This window comes from Verrucomicrobiia bacterium (genome assembly GCA_035946615.1).
In the GTDB taxonomy this organism is placed as follows: domain Bacteria; phylum Verrucomicrobiota; class Verrucomicrobiia; order Limisphaerales; family UBA8199; genus DASYZB01.
Map to the genome: position 1 here is coordinate 39,934 of DASYZB010000074.1, position 15,493 is coordinate 55,426.

The following is a 15,493-nucleotide window of genomic DNA, read 5'->3' on the forward strand; positions in this document are numbered from 1 at the left end:
AAAGCCCTATTGGCTGCGCAGGCGGAAGAACTGTCCCCCGGCGCTGGTTGGAAGGTCCACAAACTCGTTAATGCCATCCGACTGCGCGGAAACACTCACCGGCACCCAGGAATCGCCGGTGAGGTCCTGGGTGGTTTCCAGTATAAAGGTGGCCTGTGTGACAGGCCAGGAAATGTGGGCTTGTCCGGAGTTCAATGTCAGATTCAGCGCCAGGTTCTGATAAAGCAGAGGAAGAACGGCTTGTTCGAACGTGGCGAAAGTTTGGGAGCCGACGAACTTCTGGCAAATGTGATTTTGTGAATCGATCACAAACGTGGTGGGTATGAATTGAATTCCGCCAAAGGAGGTTTCGACGGACCACCATGAAGGTTGGTCCATGAGGACGGGGTAAGTCATGCCGTTGTTGAAAACGAAGCTGCTCACCAGCGAGGTGGGTGGGTTCCTCCCATCCGGGCTGCTATCGATTGATATGCCGACTATGACAAGACCATCCGGCGAATACTTCTGGTACAAGGATATCAAATCGGGAATCTCGGCCACGCACGGTCCGCACCAGGTGGCCCAGAAATTGAGCAGAACGACCTTGCCGGCAACACTGGTGGAATCAACCATGTTCCCGTAGATGTCAGGCAACGGTCCCCATGCGGGGGCGAGGGGCAAGCCCGATTGGATGCTCAAGGAAAGTTTGATTGCGCCGGAATCCGCGTCGGTGGGCGTATCATAAGTGAAGCCGTCCACGGCTATGCGATAGACTTTCCCTGCATCGACGCGAAAGGTCGTGCTGGCTGGGGATCCTTCAACGGAGGCGACTTCCGAGAGATTCGATACCGACTTGCCTACATAAACCGCCAGCAAGGCATCGAGGTCGGAACCGCTTTGGCTGCTGACGCTGCCCTGAGTTGAGATGGTCACAAAACCGGTGACTGGGGCCTGCCAAGTCCACCAGACTGATTTGCCTCCGGGATTCCCGGCATGGTCCGGTTCGCCCGGTTCTTTTGTCGAATGATCATTGTTGCCTATGGCAATCAAGTTGGTGCCGGTGAGTTGGATTGCATCGGCGAAGTCGTCATTGGGAGCCAACCCCGACAAGGTCAGTGAGAGCAGGATCGCACCCGAGTCGGCATCGGCTGGGGTATCGGGGGAATAACCATCGACTGCGATGCGGTAGAGAGTTCCGGCGGTGGCTTTGAATCCGAGCAGGCTTGTGAGACTGGTGGCAGGGTCTTCGTCATTCGAGGCGATTTCATTTACGTTGGAAACGGAGTTGCCAACATAAACGGCCAAAAGGGTATCTAGTGGCCCGCCCCAGACACTGCTGGTGCTGCCGTGAGTCGAGATGGTGACATAGCCTACGGCAGGGGCCTGCCAAGTCCACCAGACTGATTTGCCTCCGGGATTCCCGGCATGGTCCGGTTCGCCCGGTTCTTTGGTGGCGTAATCGTTATCACCATTCACCGTGATGTTCGTGGATAGAATCGGAATGGCGTTAACGAAATTGTCATTGGCGGGCGGGCTTTGGGCGCGAGCCAAAGACGCGGGAAAGATTGTGACAAGGAGCAGGCTGAATGCGAACCGTCTAAACACCGGCTTAGCCGCAGTTGCCGTCCAAACTCCGTTGTGCATGACCGGAAGTTTAGCACAACGAAGATTCTCCGTCACGCCGCTATTTGTTGTTTGGCAGGATTACGAGACATGCGAAGAAGTCATGCCGGGGGCTGGCGGCGCAACCAGTAAAATGGACGGCGATGCAGGTTCATCGCGGCTTTGATGTATAGGAAATCGGCGCGCATATTGTAAACGATGGCGTAAGGAAAGCGGTGGAAGTTGAGCTTGCGCCCCGGATCTCCTGCGCAGCGTTCCGGTTCGGCCGCGATCCGGCGCAACGTGCGCTCCCGTTCCGGCAGGGCCAGTACCTCGGCCACTTTCTAAGCAGCAGTGCTCATGCGGATTAAATTTCTGTCTCTGCGCGCGTTCTGGCAAGCCCTTTTGCGCTGGTCAATGGTTTTCAGGCTTCTGCTATTTGGGGTTCGGCAGGATTACCAAGTCCACCAATTCCCCCGCTCGTATGGTAATGTTGGGTGGGAGGCTGATATCGACGGGCAGGCCCAGCTCGGCATTGGCCAGGCGCATCGGGCCGAGCATGGTGACGGGCACCGTTTCCAACTGCGTGCCCACTTCGAGCACGCTGGCGAAACCGATGTGCCTTCGCAGGCCGCGTGTGCGGACCTCGACGCGCATGCCGGGCTTGGGCTCATCCCCAATCGGGGGCCGCAGGTACCCGACAATCCGCACCGGGTTGAAGGTGGCAATGGCGGCAATCGGCTGGCCGGCCGTGACGGCTTCGCCTGCCCGGTGATAAATCGTCGAGACAATCCCGTCCATAGGCGCCTTCAATTGGATGGGGCTCAGTTCCGCTTCGGTGAGGCGCAGTTTGGATTCTTGAACGGCTATTGCAGCCCGCAAAGGGTCTTCGGTGACCTTGGAGACCTCGGTCGCATTGGTTAATTGGAGCGTTTGAAAGTTCTGTTCCCCTTCCGCCACCAGTTTGGCGAGTTCATCGACTTCGCTTTGAGAGCGGTCCTGGGCGGCCTTGGCCTGATCATAAACGCGTTGGGACACGATCTGGTCTTTGAACAGCTCAGACATCCGGTGGAATTCGGTCTGGGCCAGTTGCAGGTTCACGCGGGCGGTGGCGAGTTGGGCGCGTTGGCGCATCCAATCGAGCCTGAGTTGGTCATAATCCATGGCATTTCGCTGTTGGGTGATGACCGGTTTCATGTTGACACGCAGCATCTCGATTTCGGCCTGGATGACCGCCAGCGAAGAAGCCAGGATTCGCGGGTCGGTTACCAGGACCTGCCCGACCGGGTCGCCGGTCTTCACGCGCTGGAAGCGGTTGACGGTTAATTCGGCGAGAACACCCGGTTTGTAAGAGCTAATATTGGCCAGAACCGGTTCAGCCTGGCCGACCAGGGTGGGAGCGGCAGCGTGTTGGTTCCAAAGAAGGGCGATGAGGCAGACTGCCCCGCCAAACACAACGAACGGCAACGCACGCAGGCGCACCTCATACCAGCGCTGCCGCAAGGGCATCGGAATTGGCTTTGGAGCATCCGCATTCATAATCCGCATGGCGCCAAGGTTCTCAGGAAACAGTTCATAGTGGACTGCTCGGGGCGCGTCAAGTCTGAATAATCTTGATCCGATCCGGCATGTCCTCTACCGTCGCACTCCATTGCAGGCGCTTGGCCCACGAATCGATGACGGTTCCCCGGTCCACGCCGTGATACTCAAACGACAGACCACTGCTTTTTACCCCCATGAATCTATCCAAGCCATTTTTGAAAGCTTTTGCGCTTTTTAGCTTTGGTTGGTTAGCGGTCAGTTCCTTGCTGGCATCGCCCCCCTCAGGCCAGGGTCCTGGCGACAGCCTGCGCTTGAATAACGGCTGGGAACTCCAGGATGCCGCTCAAGTCCAGCAAAGCGGCGAGGCCCTCTCCCAACCCGAATTTCATCCCAACAGCTGGCATCGCGCTGTAGTGCCTGGAACAGTTCTTACCAGCCTGGTGCTAGACGGGATTTATCCAGAACCATTGTATGGTGAAAACAACCGGACCAATGTGATTCCAGACAGCCTCTGCCGGACGACTTACTGGTACCGGAACACGTTTACGCCGCCGCAATCCTATAGGGGCAAGCAAGTGTGGCTGGCCTTTGATGGCATCAACTACATTGCGGAGGTTTGGGTCAACGGCCACCAGGCCGGGACGATCAAAGGGGCTTTCACCAGAGGCATTTTTGATATCACCCCTTATGTGACTCCAGGAGCGCCCAATGGCCTGGCTGTGCATGTATTGCCCCAGCCGCATCCGGGGGTCTCTCACGAGAAAACCATCGCGACGGGCACGGGTCGCAATGGCGGTGTGACGGGCCTGGACGGGCCGACCTTTCTCTGCTCGATTGGCTGGGATTGGATTCCTACCATCCGCGATCGAGACACAGGAATTTGGCAGGACGTGCGGCTTTTCGCCACAGGGCCGGTGGTGGTCGAGGACCCATACGTAACGACGAAATTGCCCCTGCCCCGCACCGACTCTGCGGAGCTGACTGTTCAAGCCACCGTTCGCAACGTCACCGATACTCCGCAGAACGGCACATTGACCGGCGCCATAGATAAAATTCATTTCAAGCAAACGGTTTCTCTTGCGCCGAGAGAGGCGCGCACCGTGACCTTCTCGCCAGCGATTACGCGAGCGCTTCACGTCAAAAACCCACGGCTCTGGTGGCCCAACGGCTATGGGCCGCAAAACCTTTACACATTGCGCCTGGCTTTTGCGATTAAGGGCGCGGTTTCGGATTCAAAGCAGGTGAACTTTGGTGTGCGCCAGATCAGTCACTCGCTGCCCGGTTCGGACAACCTTGCTCTTTCGGTGAACGGGGTGCCAGTAATCGCCAAAGGTGGCGATTGGGGAATGGATGAAGCCATGAAGCGCATCCCGCGCGAGCGGCTGGATGCCCAAGTGCGCATGCACCAACTCGCCAACTATACCATCATCCGCAACTGGGTCGGCCAGAGCACCAGCGCCGACTTGTACGACCTGTGTGATCAATATGGGATTCTGCTTTGGGATGAATTTTTCGAGCCGCACCCGGCGGATGGGCCGATCCCCCCGGACGTCGAGCTGTACCTGGCCAATGTAAAAGATAAAATCCTGCGCTTCCGAACGCATCCGAGTATTGCGCTTTGGTGCGCGCGCAATGAAGGCGACCCGCCGCCGGCGATTGGCGATGGGATCCGGACGCTCATTCACGAGCTGGACCCGGGCCGGCTTTATCAGCCCAGTTCCACCTCGGGCCGCGGTGTAAATTCCGGCGGCCCATACCATTGGCGCACTCCGCGCGAGTTCTATACATACAACGAGGCATTCAAGACTGAAATCGGGTCAATTTCGGTCCCTACGCTCGAAGCGATTCACGGCATGATGCCCTCGAAGGATTGGGAAGTGATCAACGACGACTGGGCCGAGCACGATTTTTGCTCGGGCGCTCAACAAGGGGATCGCTATCCAATAATGATCTCCCAACGTTACGGCCAGCCGTGGAGCCTGGCTGATTTTGTGCGCAAAGCGCAGCTTGCCAATTATGAATGTTTTCGGGCGATGTATGAGGGCCGGTTCGCCAAGCTTTTTGCTCCCGAAACGGGTGTGATTACCTGGATGAGCAGCCCGGCGCAGCCGAGTTTTGTCTGGCAGCTTTACAGCCATGACCTCGAACCCAATTCATCGTTATACGCTACGCGCAAGGCATGCGAACCCATCCACATCCAGATGAACCAGAATGATTGGCGTATCCTGATCATCAACAATACACCGCGCCCGCTTGAGGGGCTGCGGGTCAAAAACGCCATCTACAATCTGGATGGCACTCGAAAGTATCTGCAGAACGAGACCCTGACCGCCACTCCAAGCGCCGCTTCCCAAGCGGGCCAGGTCCCCTTTCTGGCCGGCCTATCCGATGTGCATTTCGTGAAGCTCGAACTGCGGGATGCAGAGGACCATCTGCTGTCGGAAAACTTTTACTGGCGCGCGCGTCCGGAAGAGCCGGACAATTTCCGCGCATTGAATACGATGCCGATTGCCGGCATTGAAGTTGAAGCCGGCCAACGCCAGAGCCGGGGTAAATGTCTGCTGGACGTGACGGTTCGCAATCCCTCCCATGCGGTGGCGCTGCTCACGCATTTACAATTGCGCAAGGCCCGCTCCAGCCAACGGGTGTTGCCCGTGTTCTATACTGATAATTACATTTCACTTTTACCCGGTGAGGTCCGTTATGTGAGTATTGAGGCGCCCCTGGCAGCGCTTGAGGGCGACGAACCGCTCCTGGCGGTGGATGGCTGGAACGTGGCTCTTCGTCCAGTCCCCTATTCGGGGCGTTCAGTCCGTGTCACGCCCAACACCGAGGCGCAGGTGCATCCTTTGGCCCCGGAGAGCGCAGCGGCGGGAGCGAGCGAGTGGTTGAATATCAATTGCGGCGGCGGGCAGGTTGGCTTTTTCAGGTTCGGGACCACTCCGCAACATGAATTCGTTGTGGACAGCGATTACCAAGGCGGCGATGGAGAAGGGACCGGAGACCTGATTGATACCGAGGCCCCCCACTGCGCGCCACCCGCTGTTTATCGAACGGAGCGGCACGGCTCGTGCACCTACAGGGTGCCAGCGCTTCGCGGCCATTCCTATACCGTGCGATTGCACTTTGCCGAGGTGAAGCTCGCGCCGGGGGAACGCGAGTTTAACGTCGAGGTCAATGGCCGCCGGGCGTTTTCGGATTTGGACATCGCCGCCGAGGCGGGCAGAGACAAGGCCCTGGTAAAAGACGTTGCCTCAGTAAGCCCCGATGCCGACGGGAACATTGTTATTGCGTTCACCCGGGGCTCTGCGGGCGAGCCGTTGATCTGCGGGATTCAGATACTGGAGTAATAAACCTGTTCAGGTCAGAACGATCTTGTCGCCCTTTTTGAGCGTCACGATGGCCTTCTTCCAATTGGGGGTCTGTCCAGCTTGTTTGGTGCGTTGGCGGCGGTATTTGCCGCGCACGTTGAGCGTATTGACTTTGAGGACTTTGACCTTAAAAAGGTCCTGCACGGCCTGACGAATTTGTATCTTGTTGGCCCGCGGGTCCGCCACGACCGTGTATTGGTTGAACTTCTCGCCCTGGCGGGTCCCTTTCTCTGTCAGACGCACCGTTTTGACTATCTCGAAGGCATTCATGTTATTTCCTTGCTCAGCCGGGCATCCACCTGCTCGAAGGCGCCGCGGGTAAAGACCAGTTTATCAGGCCGTAGCAGGTCATAAGTGTTCAGCGAATCTGAGGTCGTCAGGGCGACATGCCGGACATTGCGCGAGGCTAGCGTCAGGTTCTTGTCCGGGGCCTGGGCGACGATCAGGGCGCTGCCCTTCAAATCCAGGGCAGCCAACAACCCAACGAAATCCTTCGTCTTGCCGGATTCGAGTTTTAATTCATCTATCAGCACAACATCGCCGGCGCGCAGGCGCTCCGAAAGCGCCTTGCGCAACGCCAGTTGCCTGGTTTTGCGTGAAACTTTCTTGCTGAAATCGCGCGGTTTGGGACCAAACACCACTCCGCCCCCTCGCCACAGCGGCGAGGCGAATGACCCGGCTCGCGCGCGCCCAGTTCCCTTTTGGCGCCATGGCTTTTTCCCAGACCCGGCGACTTCCCCCATGGTTTTGGTGCAGGCCGTCCCCATTCGCTGCGCCGCCCGGTAGGCCGTCACCGTATCGTGGACCGCCTGGGTCCCTTTGCCGCCCTCGACCAGCGGGAACTTCACTTCCAGCTCGCCCTGGTTATTTCCCTTGGTGTCTTTGATTGTAAGTTTCATAAAATGCATTCCGCATCATCCGCAGCGGCGCCCTTACTTTTTCTTTGTCTCCGCTTTCTTGTTTTCCGCCCGCTCCGCATGCGGACGCCACCCCTTGGGCCGCTTCTTGGACTCCCGGATGAGCACGTAATCTCCGTTGGACCCGGGAATGGCTCCTCTGATCAACAGCACGTTTTCAGCTTCGCGCACTTGGATAACTTCGAGGTTTTGGGCCGTTCGGCGGACTTGGCCCATGTGGCCGGGCATTTTCATGCCGCGCATCACTGTGCCTGGGAACAACCGCTGGCCGATGGCGCCCGACCGCCGGTGCCAACCCTTGGCCCCGTGGGTCGAGTCGCCCCCGGCAAAGGCGTGGCGCCCCACCACCCCTTCAAACCCGCGCCCCTTTGTAATGCCGATTGCGTCCACATAATCGCCTGGGGCAAAAAGCGTGGCCCCGATCACATCCCCCGGTTTGACTTCCTTGGAAAAATCACGGAATTCCCGGATTCGCTTTACTGCCGTCCCGCTGAATTTCTTTATATGGCCCAGCAAAGATTTGGCAAGACGCTGCTCTTTTTGGTCGCCGAACCCCAGTTGAACGGCATTATAGCCATCGGATTGCTGGTTTTTACATTGTAAAACCCGGTTGGGCCCGGCCAGCACAATGGTGACTGGCGTGATCACCCCTTTGGCATTATAAACACGCGTTTGGCCCAATTTTTTCCCTAAGAGACCTACTGGCATAAAATCTGAATTTTGATGGTTAAAAATTTTAAACGAGCCGGAAGACCCAAAGGCGCCGATACGCGCCCCTGGCGCCATCCATGCCGGCAATCAAATCTTGATCGTGATGTCCACACCCGCCGGCAAATTGAGCTTTTTCAGCTCATCCACTGTCTTGGCGGTGGGTTCGATGATATCGATCAGCCGCTTGTGGGTCCGTTGTTCGAATGTCTCCTGGGACTTCTTATCCGAGTGCGGTGAGCGCAGGACCGTGAAGCGCTCGATGCGGGTGGGCAGTGGAATGGGCCCGGCGACACGCGCCCCCGTGCGCTTGACGGTATCCGCGATGTCGCGGGCGGATTGGTCTATGACCCGATGGTCATAAGCCTTCAGTCGAATGCGAATGCGTTGTCCAGCCATACAAAGAACAATTGTCTGTTAATGGTTTTGCTTTCAGCCCGCTCCCCGGCGTGGGAAACGGAACGCGGAATATAGCAGACCCCTTTACCCACGCAACAGGTTTTTCCGAAAATCGTTACGGCTTACGGCTGCGGCGCGCGGGCTGAGCGCCCCAGCTCGAAACCGTTTGGAGCGAGCCAAAAGCGATCTCCTCGGTTCAGCACTCTCCGTACCCGGAAACATGCAGGAACAAACAGGAGGAAACGGAGGGAACAGAGATTTTTGAAGCACTTTTGTGGGCAACGGAGGCACAAACAGCCCCTCACCATCAGTGACCAGCCCCAAGCGTGCAAGACACAGTTTTGGCTTTCTGGTCACGCCTCCGTTTCCTGTTGTCTCCTGTTCCAACTGAATCGTTATGGCTTTAGGGCTCAAAGTTATTATCCGAATGTGCGTATTTAGGTATTGGAAATTGTTGAGCCGGCAGGTATGCTGCTCGTGTAGCCGATAAGGCAAGCGCCTTGCGGATGTTGCCAAGCCCAGCAGAGGCGGACTTGGGCTCGAGCAAGGCCCAAAGCTGTGCGCCAGCGGATTATGCTTAAAAACCAGCGACGGATACGTGCATGAGAACGGGCAAAGAGCTCATACTGGCGACCAAACCGTACGCGAAGGACTCGACGGCCAGGAGTTGGGCGTATTTACTTTCCACGGCATTCCTTTTGGCGGGCGCCCTGGCGGGCACTCTTTGGAACTTTCATTTCGCCGGCAGGATACTCTGCAGCCTGCTAGCCGGGTTGCTGTATCTTCGATTTTTCGTCATCTATCACGATCAACAGCACGACGCCATATTGCCTCATTCCCGGCTCGCTGACGGATTGATGCGTGTGTTTGGAATTCTGATTCTGAGCCCCAGCAGCGTTTGGAAAAGCTCACACAACCACCACCACAACCACAACTCGAAGCTTCGCGGGTCTCATATTGGCTCCTATCCGATCATGACACGGGAGCAATTTCTTAAGGCGCCCAAAGCCGAGCGCCTTAGGTACCTGTTCATGCGCCATCCGCTGACCATTTTGTTCGGGTATGTCTTCGTATTCCAATACGGCATGTGTCTTTATCCCTCGCTGACCAAACCGCGGGAGCACTACGACGGGTTGCTCGCATTCCTGGTTCACACGTTGCTGGCGGCGGCGATTATCTGGTGGTTTGGCTGGCTTGCGCTGGTGCTGACCCTGCTCCTCCCTCACTTCATCGCCAGCGCGATTGGCAGTTATCTGTTCTATGCCCAACACAACTTTCCGAGCGTATCGTTCCGGGACAATTCCTGTTGGGCTTACGACACCGCGGCGCTGGAATCCTCGAGCTACCTGCGGACCGGCCAGCTCATGGCGTGGTTCACGGCCAACATCGGTTACCACCACGTTCATCACCTCAACTCTCGCATCCCCTTTTATCGCCTGCCCGAGGTAGTGGCCGCTATTCCCGAGCTGCAGAGGCCTAAAACCACCTCGCTGCGCCTGGGGGAAATCTTTCGTTGCTTGCGCTTGAAGGTTTGGGACGCCGACGTTCAGCGTATGGTAAGTCTCCGCGCGCTCCACTCACGCAAATGGCAATCGCAGCCGGCCCCGGGTTTTGCCGAGCGGGGCACCGATTCTTAGGAAACCTGCAAACCGCTGTTACGAACATTTTATGTTCTTCACCGCTTCGCAAATTGCCAAGCAACTCCAAGGCGAAATCGTGGGCGATGGTTCAGTCCAACTCACGGGTTTGGCCCCAGCCGAACACGCGAGATCGGGCGAGCTTACTTTTGCCGAGAATGCCGCCTACTTCGCCATGGCAGAACAGAGCCAAGCCGCCGCGATTCTGGTGGCCGGGCCCGTTGTTTCGTCGAGCAAGGTTCTGATTCGTGTCCTCAATCCCCGGGTGGCGTTGGCCAGGGTGCTGCCGCTCTTTTTCCCGCCGGAGGGGCATCCCAGTGGCATCCATCCCAGCGCGGTTATCCCGGCAACAGCCCGAGTAGATGCCACGGCGCACATTGGGCCCAACTGCGTCTTGGGCGACCGGGTGCGGTTGGGCGCCCGCTGCGTGCTCATAGGCGGCAATTCTCTGGGTGCCGACTGCCAGCTTGGCGATGACGTGTGCCTCTTTCCCAATGTCGTGCTGTACCGGCGGACGCAAGTCGGCAATCGCGTCAGCATTCACGCCGGCACAGTCATCGGCTCGGACGGTTTCGGCTACGTGCTCGACGAGGGCCGCCATCGGAAAGTGCTTCAGCTAGGCAACGTGATTATCCAAGACGACGTCGAAATTGGGGCCAATGCCGCCATCGACCGCGCCACATTCGGACCCACGGTCATTGGCCAAGGCACGAAAATCGACAACCTGGTTCATATCGCTCACAACGTGGTCATTGGACGGCACTGCTTGATCATGGGGCAGGTCGGGTTTGCGGGCAGTACCCATTTGGGCGATTACGTCGTGGTGGCCTCCCAATCGGGAGTCGCGGACCACTTGAAGTTGGGCAACCAAGTCATTGTCGGCGCGAAATCAGGCGTCATGCGCGATGTGGCGGACGGCGGTCGGGTGCTGGGCATCCCTGCCTGTTCCGACCGGCAGGCCAAGCGTCAGATGATTGCCATCCAGCAGTTGCCGGAAATGCTCCGCCGACTGCGTAAATTGGAGGAGCAGGTGCGGGAGCTTACAGTCCGGGCTGCTTAAGGCCTGTTGAAAACGTACTAGCAGCAGCCGTCGTCCGGTTGAAAATTGAGCCTCCTGACTCGGCTCCTACAATGCCTACTGTAAGGGGTTTGCTTGCGGTTAATCAGCTTTGAGCGTGCAATTGCGCTTTGAGTTCGCGCAGCAGGGCGTCAAAAAAGGCGGCCGCTTTAGGGGTAGTGGTCAGGCTGGCATCGAAATGCAACAGGGTGGGCAATGAGCTTTGCGTCGGGATATCGTGGTATGGCAACACAGCCTTGATGCCGCCCTCGCGACCCAGCCGTGTATAGCAATCCTGCACGTGGATTTGCCGAATGAGAACGAGCCTATGGCCCAGCCTGGCCAGGAGTTGCTCGTAGGTCTCGGCGCTCAAAATGGCGGCTAGAAGCTTCTCCCGGTCGGGAGTCAGGCGTTCAAGAATAGTCTTAAGCCCTTCGAAGCGGGCTGCGGACAGAACGGGTTCCAACCGCTGCTGGCAGGGGCTGGAGCCGATTGATGATGGAACAGATGACATAAATAAAGGCCCTGGAGGCCGTAAGTCGATTGCTTTTCCCAGGGTGTTCCCGACGTTCGGGTTTCAAATCGTCATTGAACAGAAATTCATTGAAGATTTACCTGCCTCGAGATCGGCAAGCCGCCTAACTGCAGAGATATTCTAGGGAAGACGGACAGGAACGCAACTATTGTTTTTTGCGACATGATTCGTCCCGGCTGCGGATTTTGATGAAACTATCGGCCATTGGGCGCGCTCGCCGGGGCAAAAGCATGCTTCAGGGCGCGGAATCCGACCAGTTTCCGGTGCTGCTCATCCCAGAGGCGGAATGTTAATGATTTAAAGCTGGCCAATAGGGTTATCGGTTGAACGGTCTGAAATAAGGGTTCGGCCCGGTGACACCTTTCGAGGTTGTAATTGGGGATGCGAGGGCTCAAATGATGAATATGATGGAAACCAATGTTGCCAGAGAACCATTGCAGGACTTTGGGTAGTTTATAAAAGGAACTCCCCTGAAGCGCTGCGGCACAATAGTCCCATTCCCGGCGGCGCTCCCAATAAACACCCTCAAACTGATGCTGGACATAGAACAACCACACACCGGCCATGCCGGCGATTGCCATGATGCCCATCTGGAGCACGAGGAATGTCGTAAGGCCGAACAGACAGCTCAGCCCCGCGCCCATTGCAAGGAGGCAGAGATTTGTCCAATAGACCGAGCGACGTTCGCGGGGGCCTGCTTTTGGCGAGGGGAATCGTTGCTTAACCAGGAATAAGAACAGCGGCGCCAGCACGAACAGGATGAAGGGGTTGCGGGCCAGCCGATACGCAAAGCGTTTCCAGCGCGAGGATTCGAGATACTCCTGAACCGTTAAGGTCCAAACATCGCCGGTGCCGCGCCGGTCCAGGTCGCCCGCGCTGGAGTGGTGCAGGGCGTGTTCCCAGAGCCAGTGACGATAGGGGGTTAGGGTCAACGCGCCGGCGATGGACCCAAGAATATTATTCGCCTTGCGCGATCTAAAAAACGAACCATGGCCGCAATCATGGAAAATGATAAATATCCGAACCATGAAGCTGGCCGCCAAAACGGCGAGCGCGGCCGTAAGCCAGTACGAGATGCCCAAGCTGAGGTGCATCAGCCACCAGAGCGCCGCATAAGGAATAAACGTGTTGAGAACCTGCCAGAGCCCTCGGCCTAGCGCGGGCTGCTGATACTTGGCCACAATCTCTTTCCACCTGGGAAGGGCTGTTTTGTGCTCTCCTTTGGCCATCACCGAATCATTTGACATAATAAATACTTTTCTAATAACCATTCCTCTGCGGGATAGCCAAAAGCTGGGAAACCAAATCTTGGAAGCTCGCCCAACGAACCCAACCTACACCACATTGGGGCGAGCGCAATAGTGGGGGCTGTGATTTTTGTAATCGGTTAGTGGCGGCGGGGCGCTGCCGCCTAAAGGCGGCGTTCCGCGCGTCCGGAACGCCGGCTTCAGCCGGCAGCCCCGCAGTCACTGAGGCATTACTGATTTTTTCAAGAAATAATCTGGGCGGCCATGGCCCGGCCCGCAATCCAGCCGGTGGTCCAGGCGGCCTGGAAATTGAACCCGCCGGTCAGGCCGTCAATGTCGAGCAGTTCGCCGCCGAAATAAAGTCCCGGCGTGAACCGGCTCTCCATCGTCTTGAAATTCACTTCGCTCAGCCGCACTCCGCCGCAGGTGACAAACTCCTCCTGGTTGAGACTTTTTCCGGCCGCGCGCAATTCGGTGGTGATGAGCTGCTGAACCAGTTGATGGCGGGCGGAGCGCGACAGGCACGCCCAGCGAGTTGTCTTGGGAATTCCAGCAGCCAGCACGAGGACTTCCCAGAGCCGGGCCGGCAGCGGGGCCACCGGGGCATTGACGACGAGCCGGGCGCCTTGAGCGCGGCGGCGCGAGTCCAGATGTGCCGCCAGCGCCTCGCTCTCGAGGTGTGGCACCCAGTTTACTCGCAGCGGGAATTGGTAATCCATCCCGTGCAGCGCCCGCGCGCCCCAGGCGGAAAGCCGAAGAATCGCAGGTCCGCTCAAACCCGTGTGGGTGACAAGCAGACCACCCCGCTCGCGCAGACCAGCGGCGGGGACGGAGACTTCGGCCAATTCGAGGGAAATTCCTGCCAGGCCGCGCAACCAGTCCGATGCAATGTGGAATGTAAAGAGCGAGGGAACGGGCGGTTCGAGCGAGTGCCCCAGAGAGCACGCCAGCCGGCCCCCCCGAGCGCCGCGGCAGCCGCCGGTGGCCAGCATGAGCCGCTGGCAATCGAGAGTTTCCCCGCCGGTTAGCCTCAGAGCAAAGCCGCCGCCACTGCGCGCGGCAACACTGTCCACGCCGCGATTGACAAGCAGTTCCACTCCCGCCCTCTGGGCTGTTCGGACCAAGCAGTCGAGGATTGTCTGCGAAGAGTTGCTTGCGGGAAACATGCGCCCATCGGGCTCGGTCTTGAGCTTCACTCCGCGGGCTTCAAACCAGGTGATGGTATCGCGAGGTTGAAAGACTGTGAATGGCCCCAGCAACGCCGCGCCGCCGCGTGGATACTGCCCGCTCAGCTCCCGTCCATCGAAGCAGGCATGAGTGACGTTGCAACGCCCACCGCCTGAGATGCGCACCTTTGACAGGAATTGCGAACTCTTTTCCAGCAAGGCGATTCTGGCGCTCGGAGAAGCTTCCGCGCAAACAATGGCGGCGAAGAAGCCCGCTGCCCCGCCGCCGACGACCACCACATGCCGCTGGCTCATCCGCGTAAGCTACCAGGAGACGAAACAGGTGCGCCAGTTTTTGGAGGAAGGGAGTTAACGAGCCACTCTTGAGCAATCCCCTTTCACACGTGCGCCGCGGGAGTCTCATCCCGCTCTCGTGCAGGCGGCGGCTGGGCTCCCGCACCTCGAAAATAGGCGGCTGCCGGGGCCCGGAATAGAAAATAAGCAAGTAGGGCAGCCAGCAGGCCATGCACGAGCAACTGAAAGGGCGCATGAAAGGCGCTCAGGATGACGTGGAAGGCGAGCCAAAGGATAAGAAGCCAGCGCGCCCAATTGAACCCGCGCAGCAGAAACACCCCGCCAATCAGGGCGAGAATCCGGACGGTCTCAATCAATCCGAACTCAAAAGGGCCGTGCTTGAATTCCGTGAAGCGTTGAGCCAGCGGCAGCACGCCCCTACAAAACGCGATGCCCCCAACCCCAATGAACAGCCAGCCAACAATCGTAATCGAGTAGGGCCGTCTATTCATCAGGCCTCGCCCGCTGAGCCGTCCGGACTGGAAAGCACAATGGTGTAACCCTCCGCATCGCGCAACCAGACCTCCCAATGCTTTGCGCAAGGATGAACGTGTCGTGCCAAGACAACCTCGGCTTTCATTTCCTCAGCACGCGCAACCGCCGCGTCGAAGTCGTCGATCTCGAACCACAGCAGCACGCCGTTCCCGTAGGGCTTGGCTTTTGGGTTGCCGATGGGGCCGTGATGGTGCCCGACCTCCCACCGGTGCAATTGCAAAACCAACCGCCCGCGCCAGACGAGCCGCTCATACTCGGAACCGCCATGGGCGCTCTGACAACCCAGCAGCCGTTGGTACCAGCGGCTGCTGGCCTCGACATCACTCACGCAAATCAGAGGCTGTGGATGCATTGTGAAGAGATTAACAAAACTCGAGAATAGTTGCAATTTTTCCATCTTTCGTCACGCCGGCTTGGTGACACTTGCCGCAATAAGTATAAAAATTTTTATACTTCCCACTTGACACTTGGTCCGCTTTTTGCA

General features: G+C 57.9%; 15 protein-coding genes. 3 read left to right on the forward strand and 12 right to left on the reverse strand.

Features of this window, described 5'->3' with window-relative positions; all coding sequences use genetic code 11:
- Positions 1 to 6 precede the first annotated feature (6 nt).
- The 3 genes from VG146_11345 to VG146_11355 all read right to left on the reverse strand — a co-directional run bounded on the left by VG146_11345 (position 7) and on the right by VG146_11355 (position 3,120).
- Positions 7 to 1,623, reverse strand: coding sequence for a TlpA disulfide reductase family protein (locus VG146_11345; protein HEV2392942.1), 1,617 nt, complete (start codon positions 1,621 to 1,623; stop codon positions 7 to 9).
- A gap of 80 nt (positions 1,624 to 1,703) precedes the next feature.
- Positions 1,704 to 1,922, reverse strand: coding sequence for a hypothetical protein (locus VG146_11350; GenBank protein HEV2392943.1), 219 nt, complete (start codon positions 1,920 to 1,922; stop codon positions 1,704 to 1,706).
- A gap of 94 nt (positions 1,923 to 2,016) precedes the next feature.
- Positions 2,017 to 3,120, reverse strand: a complete 1,104-nt coding sequence (locus tag VG146_11355) for an HlyD family efflux transporter periplasmic adaptor subunit (GenBank protein HEV2392944.1) — start codon at positions 3,118 to 3,120, stop codon at positions 2,017 to 2,019.
- Positions 3,121 to 3,338: 218 nt separating this feature from the next.
- Between VG146_11355 and VG146_11360 the strand changes: the two genes are divergently transcribed.
- Positions 3,339 to 6,473: a malectin domain-containing carbohydrate-binding protein gene (locus VG146_11360; GenBank protein HEV2392945.1), complete on the forward strand. Its 3,135-nt coding sequence runs from the start codon at positions 3,339 to 3,341 to the stop codon at positions 6,471 to 6,473.
- A 9-nt stretch (positions 6,474 to 6,482) separates the two neighbouring features.
- Here the strand turns inward: VG146_11360 and rplW are convergent, their stop codons facing one another.
- From rplW to rpsJ, 4 genes are all read right to left on the reverse strand, one after another.
- On the reverse strand, positions 6,483 to 6,764 hold the full coding sequence (gene rplW / locus VG146_11365; GenBank protein HEV2392946.1) for a 50S ribosomal protein L23: 282 nt from the start codon (positions 6,762 to 6,764) through the stop codon (positions 6,483 to 6,485).
- The gene (gene rplD / locus VG146_11370) at positions 6,761 to 7,393 is read right to left on the reverse strand and encodes a 50S ribosomal protein L4 (protein HEV2392947.1); all 633 of its coding nucleotides are present in this window, start codon (positions 7,391 to 7,393) and stop codon (positions 6,761 to 6,763) included. Before rplD ends, rplW begins: the two co-directional genes overlap by 4 nt.
- Before the next feature lie 33 nt (positions 7,394 to 7,426).
- Positions 7,427 to 8,119: a 50S ribosomal protein L3 gene (gene rplC / locus VG146_11375; GenBank protein ID HEV2392948.1), complete on the reverse strand. Its 693-nt coding sequence runs from the start codon at positions 8,117 to 8,119 to the stop codon at positions 7,427 to 7,429.
- A 90-nt stretch (positions 8,120 to 8,209) separates the two neighbouring features.
- The gene (gene rpsJ / locus VG146_11380) at positions 8,210 to 8,518 is read right to left on the reverse strand and encodes a 30S ribosomal protein S10 (GenBank protein HEV2392949.1); all 309 of its coding nucleotides are present in this window, start codon (positions 8,516 to 8,518) and stop codon (positions 8,210 to 8,212) included.
- Positions 8,519 to 9,120: 602 nt separating this feature from the next.
- Between rpsJ and VG146_11385 the strand changes: the two genes are divergently transcribed.
- Together VG146_11385 and lpxD are read left to right on the forward strand one after the other, a co-directional pair.
- Positions 9,121 to 10,155: a fatty acid desaturase gene (locus VG146_11385; GenBank protein ID HEV2392950.1), complete on the forward strand. Its 1,035-nt coding sequence runs from the start codon at positions 9,121 to 9,123 to the stop codon at positions 10,153 to 10,155.
- Positions 10,156 to 10,186: 31 nt separating this feature from the next.
- Positions 10,187 to 11,215 (forward strand): UDP-3-O-(3-hydroxymyristoyl)glucosamine N-acyltransferase, encoded by a 1,029-nt coding sequence (gene lpxD, locus VG146_11390; GenBank protein ID HEV2392951.1) that lies wholly within the window; start codon positions 10,187 to 10,189, stop codon positions 11,213 to 11,215.
- A 103-nt stretch (positions 11,216 to 11,318) separates the two neighbouring features.
- On the opposite strand, the gene VG146_11395 is transcribed toward lpxD, so the two are convergent.
- From VG146_11395 to VG146_11415, 5 genes are all read right to left on the reverse strand, one after another.
- On the reverse strand, positions 11,319 to 11,726 hold the full coding sequence (locus VG146_11395) for a hypothetical protein (protein HEV2392952.1): 408 nt from the start codon (positions 11,724 to 11,726) through the stop codon (positions 11,319 to 11,321).
- Positions 11,727 to 11,941: 215 nt separating this feature from the next.
- The gene (locus VG146_11400) at positions 11,942 to 12,994 is read right to left on the reverse strand and encodes a fatty acid desaturase (GenBank protein HEV2392953.1); all 1,053 of its coding nucleotides are present in this window, start codon (positions 12,992 to 12,994) and stop codon (positions 11,942 to 11,944) included.
- Positions 12,995 to 13,236: 242 nt separating this feature from the next.
- On the reverse strand, positions 13,237 to 14,475 hold the full coding sequence (locus VG146_11405) for an NAD(P)/FAD-dependent oxidoreductase (GenBank protein HEV2392954.1): 1,239 nt from the start codon (positions 14,473 to 14,475) through the stop codon (positions 13,237 to 13,239).
- A gap of 83 nt (positions 14,476 to 14,558) precedes the next feature.
- Positions 14,559 to 14,966: a hypothetical protein gene (locus VG146_11410; protein HEV2392955.1), complete on the reverse strand. Its 408-nt coding sequence runs from the start codon at positions 14,964 to 14,966 to the stop codon at positions 14,559 to 14,561.
- Positions 14,966 to 15,361 carry a VOC family protein gene (locus VG146_11415; GenBank protein HEV2392956.1) on the reverse strand — a complete coding sequence of 132 codons (396 nt, stop codon included), beginning with the start codon at positions 15,359 to 15,361 and terminating at the stop codon, positions 14,966 to 14,968. The genes VG146_11410 and VG146_11415 overlap by 1 nt, the downstream gene beginning before the upstream one ends.
- Positions 15,362 to 15,493 lie beyond the last annotated feature (132 nt).

Excerpts from the sequence above, each read along its gene's own strand:
- VG146_11345 (HEV2392942.1), bottom strand. The coding sequence starts at position 1,623 with ATGCACAACGGAGTTTGGACGGCAACTGCGGCTAAGCCGGTGTTTAGA.
- VG146_11355 (HEV2392944.1), bottom strand. The coding sequence starts at position 3,120 with ATGAATGCGGATGCTCCAAAGCCAATTCCGATGCCCTTGCGGCAGCGC.
- rplW (HEV2392946.1), bottom strand. The coding sequence starts at position 6,764 with ATGAATGCCTTCGAGATAGTCAAAACGGTGCGTCTGACAGAGAAAGGG.
- rplD (HEV2392947.1), bottom strand. The coding sequence starts at position 7,393 with ATGAAACTTACAATCAAAGACACCAAGGGAAATAACCAGGGCGAGCTG.
- rplC (HEV2392948.1), bottom strand. The coding sequence starts at position 8,119 with ATGCCAGTAGGTCTCTTAGGGAAAAAATTGGGCCAAACGCGTGTTTAT.
- rpsJ (HEV2392949.1), bottom strand. The coding sequence starts at position 8,518 with ATGGCTGGACAACGCATTCGCATTCGACTGAAGGCTTATGACCATCGG.
- VG146_11385 (HEV2392950.1), top strand. The coding sequence starts at position 9,121 with ATGAGAACGGGCAAAGAGCTCATACTGGCGACCAAACCGTACGCGAAG.
- lpxD (HEV2392951.1), top strand. The coding sequence starts at position 10,187 with ATGTTCTTCACCGCTTCGCAAATTGCCAAGCAACTCCAAGGCGAAATC.
- VG146_11395 (HEV2392952.1), bottom strand. The coding sequence starts at position 11,726 with ATGTCATCTGTTCCATCATCAATCGGCTCCAGCCCCTGCCAGCAGCGG.
- VG146_11400 (HEV2392953.1), bottom strand. The coding sequence starts at position 12,994 with ATGTCAAATGATTCGGTGATGGCCAAAGGAGAGCACAAAACAGCCCTT.
- VG146_11405 (HEV2392954.1), bottom strand. The coding sequence starts at position 14,475 with ATGAGCCAGCGGCATGTGGTGGTCGTCGGCGGCGGGGCAGCGGGCTTC.
- VG146_11410 (HEV2392955.1), bottom strand. The coding sequence starts at position 14,966 with ATGAATAGACGGCCCTACTCGATTACGATTGTTGGCTGGCTGTTCATT.
- VG146_11415 (HEV2392956.1), bottom strand. The coding sequence starts at position 15,361 with ATGCATCCACAGCCTCTGATTTGCGTGAGTGATGTCGAGGCCAGCAGC.